We start from the raw sequence: 3,693 nt of genomic DNA on the forward strand, positions 1-3,693 counted from the left end.
CTGGAGGACTTCCGCACCGCCATCGAGAACCTGACTTTTGAGGCTCCCACTATTCCGGTGGCGGCGTGGGGCGACATTTCGACGCCCGAGTACTGGGTGGAGCACGTCCGGGAGACGGTGCGTTTCGGCGACAGCGTCGAATGGCTCACCGGCCAGGACGTGTCGGCGTTTGTGGAGTTGGGTCCGGACGGCGTGCTCTCGGCGATGGCCGCTGCGATCACCCCCGACGCCACCGCGGTGCCTCTCCTGCGCAAGGACCGCGGCGAAGAAGCCGCGGCGCTGACCGCGGCGGCCCAACTGCATGTCGCCGGTCATGAGGTGGACTGGCAGCGACTCTTCGACGGTACAGGCGCCCGCCGTGTGGACCTGCCGACGTACGCGTTCCAGCACCAGCGCTTCTGGCCCACCGCCACCACACGTCCCGGGGACGTACGCGCCGCCGGTCTGGGATCGGTGGAGCACCCGCTGCTCGGTGCCGCCCTCGAACTGGCCGGCTCCGAAGGGACTCTGTTCACCAGTCGGTTGTCGTTGTCTTCGCATCCGTGGCTTGCGGATCATGCGGTGTATGGGCGTGTGCTGTTCCCTGGTACGGGGTTTGTGGAGTTGGCGGTGCGGGCCGGGGATGAGGTGGGCTGCGGTCGTGTCGAGGAGTTGACGCTGGCCGCGCCGCTGGTCATTCCTGAGCAGGGCGCGGTGCAGCTTCAGGTTTCGGTGGGAGCTGCGGATGATGCGGGGCGTCGCCAACTGGCTGTCTATGCACGGCCGGAGACCGACGGGGATGCTCCGTGGGTCGAGCACGCGAGTGGTGTGCTGGCTGAGGGTGAGGGGCCGGTTGCGGGGTTCGACGCGTCGGTGTGGCCGCCGTCGGGTGCTGTGCCGGTGGAGGTTCGGGACTGCTACGAGCGGTTCGCGGACGCCGGCTTCGACTATGGTCCGGTCTTCCAGGGATTGACGGCTGCCTGGCGGGGTGAGGACGGCGCGCTGTTCGCCGAGGTGACCCTGCCGGAGGACACCTCTGTGCGGGACTTCGGCCTGCACCCCGCACTCCTCGACGCCGCCCTGCACGCCGTCGGCGCGGCGGAGGGAGCCGCAGCAGGAGGCGGACTCCCGTTCTCCTGGGAGGACGTATCGCTGCACGCGACCGGTGCTTCGAGGATTCGAGTACGTCTCGTACGCGGTGACGGCGGAGCGACCTCGGTAGAGGTCGCAGACCCCTCGGGCCGTCCGGTCGCATGGATCGGTGGACTGATCACACGCTCCGTAAAGAGCGACCAGTTGGGTGGCGCCGGAACGGCCCGCGACGGGCTTCTCGCCGTCGATTGGACGCCCGTGTCCGCCCAGGCCGTCGCCGCGGACAGCACGTTCGTCGTTGTCGGCGAGGATTCCGTTGGGGTGGGCGAAGCCCTCCGCTACGCGGGCTTCGAGACAGACGTGACGCCGGACCTGGAATCGGTCGATGTGTCGTCGGTGTCGGGTGTGGTGCTGGTTCCGGTTTCGGGTCGGGCCGACGGTGGTGTGGCGGAGGCTGCGCATGCGTTGAGCGTTCGTGTTCTGGAGTTGGTGCAGCAGTGGTTGTCTGAGGAGCGGTTCGCGGGTTCGCGTCTGGTGTTTGTGACGCGTGGTGCCGTGACGGGTGAGGACCCGGCGGCTGCTGCGGTGTGGGGTCTTGTGCGTTCGGCGCAGTCGGAACACCCGGGCCGCTTCGGTCTGCTGGACGTGGACGGTACGGAGGCGTCGTCGGACGTACTGCCACAGGCACTCGGAGCGGACGAGCCGCAGATCGCGGTCCGCGAAGGCCGAGCACTTGCGGCGCGTTTGGCTCGTGTCTCGCCGGATGACCGGCAGGTCGTCTGGGGCGGGGTTGAGGGCTCGGTGTTGGTCACTGGTGGTACGGGTGGTCTGGGTGCGCTGGTGGCGCGGCATCTGGTGTCTGTGCATGGTGTGCGGGATCTGCTGCTCGTATCCCGCCGTGGCCCTGATGCCGATGGTGCGGACGAACTGGCCGCCGAGCTCACCGAGTTGGGCGCACAGGCCGAGGTCGCCGCATGTGACGTGGCCGACCGGGAGGCGCTGACTTCTCTGCTTGCCGGGCATCAGGTGGGTGCTGTCGTGCACGCTGCGGGCGTGCTCGATGACGGTGTCGTGGAGTCGCTGACGCCGGAGCGTGTCGATGCCGTGTTGCGTCCGAAGGTGGACGCGGCGTGGAACCTGCACGAATTGACCCGTGACCGTGGTCTGTCGGCGTTTGTGGTGTTCTCGTCGGCGGCCGGTGTGTTCGGTAATGCGGGCCAGGGCAACTACGCGGCGGCAAACGCGTTCCTGGACGCGCTCGCACTGCACCGCCGCGAACTCGGCCTCCCTGCCGCCTCGTTGGCATGGGGCGCCTGGGCACAGGAGGGCATGCTTGACGAGGCCGACGCCGAGCGTCTGGCCCGCGCTGGCATGCCGCCGCTGCGTTCCGATCAGGGTCTGGAGCTGTTCGACGCGGCGCTGACGGCCGACGCGGCTGCGCTGGTGCCGGTGCGTCTGGATCTGCCGGTGCTGAAGTCCCGGGGTGAAGTGCCGCCGCTGCTGCGGGGGTTGATCCGTACCCGTACACGCCGCTCCGTGGCCGGAGCGGAGACGGTGGCTTCGCTGGTGCGGCGGTTGAGTGGCTTGGACGTGGACGAGCAGCATGAGGCCCTGCTGGGAATGGTGCGTGGTGAGGTCGCGGGGGTGCTGGGCTTCGGCAGTGGTGCGGAGGTCGATGCCACGCGGGCGTTCCAGGACCTGGGTTTCGACTCGTTGACAGCCGTCGAACTCCGCAACCGGCTGACCGCCGCGACCGGTCTGCGGCTGCCCGCGACGCTCGTCTTCGACTACCCCACCGCGACGAATCTCGCCGAGCACCTGGTCGACGAACTCTTCCGCTCGGACGGGCCTGCCGCCTCCGAGGTCCCCACGCTCGTCACAACGGCGGACGACCCGGTGGTGATCGTGGGGATGTCGTGCCGGTATCCGGGCGGGGTCTCCTCGCCGGAGGATCTGTGGCGGCTGGTGTCGGAGGGGACGGATGCGATCTCCGATTTCCCGACCGATCGTGGGTGGGATCTGGACTCCCTCTTCGACCCGGATCCGGATCACCCGGGTACTTCCTACACCCGTAGTGGCGGCTTTCTTCACGACGCTGCGGAGTTCGACCCGCAGTTCTTCGGGATGTCGCCGCGTGAGGCCCTCGCCACGGACTCCCAGCAGCGGTTGTTGCTGGAGGCGTCGTGGGAGGCGCTGGAGCGGACCGGTGTCGATCCGGGCGCTCTGCGTGGGAGCCGGACCGGTGTGTTCGCGGGCGTGATGTACAACGACTACGCCCAACTCCTCGACGCAGAAAGCGAGGGGCACCAGGGCTTCGGCAGCTCTCCGAGCGTCGTCTCCGGGCGTGTGTCGTACACGTTCGGTTTCGAGGGGCCGGCGGTGACGGTGGACACGGCGTGCTCGTCGTCGCTCGTCGCCATGCACCTGGCAGCCCAGGCGCTGCGGCAGGGCGAGTGCTCTCTTGCACTGGCCGGTGGNCGTCGCCATGCACCTGGCAGCCCAGGCGCTGCGGCAGGGCGAGTGCTCTCTTGCACTGGCCGGTGGTGTGACGGTGATGTCGACGCCCGCGGCATTCGTTGGTTTCTCCCGTCAGCGTGGTCTGTCGGCGGATGGCCGGTGCCG

The 3,693-nt window shown here is 68.8% G+C and carries 1 protein-coding gene; it reads left to right on the top strand.

What is annotated here, in order from left to right; all coding sequences use genetic code 11:
- Positions 1-3,693 (top strand): type I polyketide synthase (locus tag AN218_RS01485; RefSeq protein ID WP_107421323.1); only part of this gene is annotated, 3,693 nt, incomplete at both ends.

The organism is Streptomyces nanshensis, from assembly GCF_001751255.1.
GTDB classification, from domain to species: Bacteria; Actinomycetota; Actinomycetes; order Streptomycetales; family Streptomycetaceae; genus Streptomyces; species Streptomyces nanshensis_A.